The organism is Halorubrum sp. Atlit-26R (assembly GCF_003666015.1).
In the GTDB taxonomy this organism is placed as follows: domain Archaea; phylum Halobacteriota; class Halobacteria; order Halobacteriales; family Haloferacaceae; genus Halorubrum.
Map to the genome: position 1 here is coordinate 1 of NZ_QPLT01000053.1, position 1,485 is coordinate 1,485.

Here is a 1,485-nt window from a genome sequence, read left to right on the forward strand (position 1 = left end):
TTTACCTAAAATTCAGGCGCTAATGCCCCGTCCTCAAAGAGCAACGCAGGGAGCGAAGCGACCGAGTAGCGCAGTAGGGCGGGGATACAGCGCCGTCATCGTCTCACAGACACTCTGTAACGACCGGCCCACAGGCCCACCAAAGTGTTTATACGTCCAAACAATGTATCTACATCGTACATGGGACAGTTCACAATCAACGGCCACGAAGTCGTGGACGGCGACGTGAAAGCCACCGGCAACGGCGCTCACGTCTACGTCCCGAAACGATGGCGTGGCGCGGACGTGAAAATCGTCCGCACATCCGACCCTACCGACGAATAGATGAACTACAACTACAGGTATCGGCTGAACCCATCCGACGACCTCCGCGAACGGTTAGCGTGGACTGTTGATACCTGTAGGCAGGTCTACAACCATTTCCTCCACCGACTCAACCGACACGACGACACGTCCTCGTACTCCGAGCAGAAGCGTCTGCCGGACTTGAAAGACTGGTGGACCGACCTACGAGACGTTCACTCGAAGGCGTTGCAGAAAGTCGTCCAGCGGTTGTACGACAACCTCTCGACGCTCAAAGGCCGGAGGAAAAGCGGCTACAACGTCGGGGAGTTGAAGTGGAAAGCACCAGGAGAGTACCAATCGTTCACCTACAGTCAATCCGGCTTCAAACTCAAAAACACGAGTGGTCAGACGCGACTGTGGCTCTCAAAGATTGGTGACATTCCCATCACATTCCACCGTGACCTGGCTGACGACGCCACTATCAAGACCGTCACGATCAAACGCGAACCCACCGGCAAGTGGTACGCCATCCTCGGCGTCGAAACCCCTGACGACCCTCCCGAGAAGCCCGACGAAGTGACTGACGCAGTTGGTATCGACGTGGGTATCCTGAAATACGTCCACGACAGCGACGGAACGGCCGTCGAGTCGCCGGACCTTTCCGATGAACGCGAGCGATTGGAACGCGCTCAACGTAACCTCTCGCGGAAGAAACACGGCTCAAACAATTGGGAGGAACAACGCAAGACGGTCGCTCGACGCCACGCCGACCTGAAACGCAAGCGACGTGACTTCTTGCACAAACTATCGGGGTACTACGCCAGCGAATACGACTTTATATCGGTCGAGGACTTGGACGCGAAGGGACTGGTCGAACTACCAGGCAACTCTCGGAATCGGGCCGGAGCCTCGTGGGGGACGTTCCTGCGGATGCTCGAATACAAGTGCGAACGGGAAGGGACGTACTTCGTCGCCGTGGACCCCCGAGGAACGACGAAAGAGTGTGCGTCATGTGGTGTCGAGACGGACAAGCCGTTGTGGGTACGCGAGCATTCGTGTCCGTCGTGTGGGTTCGAGGCGGACAGAGACGCGAATGCGTCGTGGAACATTCTTTCTCGCGGTCTCGAACAAGTAGGGATGGGCTGTCCCGAATCACCGCCTGTGGAGACTGCGCTCCCTACGGACACCGATTCGGTGTCT

General features: G+C 57.3%; 2 protein-coding genes. Both read left to right on the forward strand.

Annotated elements, in window-relative coordinates:
- Positions 1-180: 180 nt before the first annotated feature.
- Positions 181-324 carry a DUF2080 family transposase-associated protein gene (locus DVK07_RS19135; protein ID WP_121598474.1) on the forward strand — a complete coding sequence of 48 codons (144 nt, stop codon included), beginning with the start codon at positions 181-183 and terminating at the stop codon, positions 322-324.
- Positions 325-1,485: RNA-guided endonuclease TnpB family protein (locus DVK07_RS19140; RefSeq protein ID WP_147441226.1), on the forward strand; the 1,161-nt coding region annotated here is incomplete at its 3' end.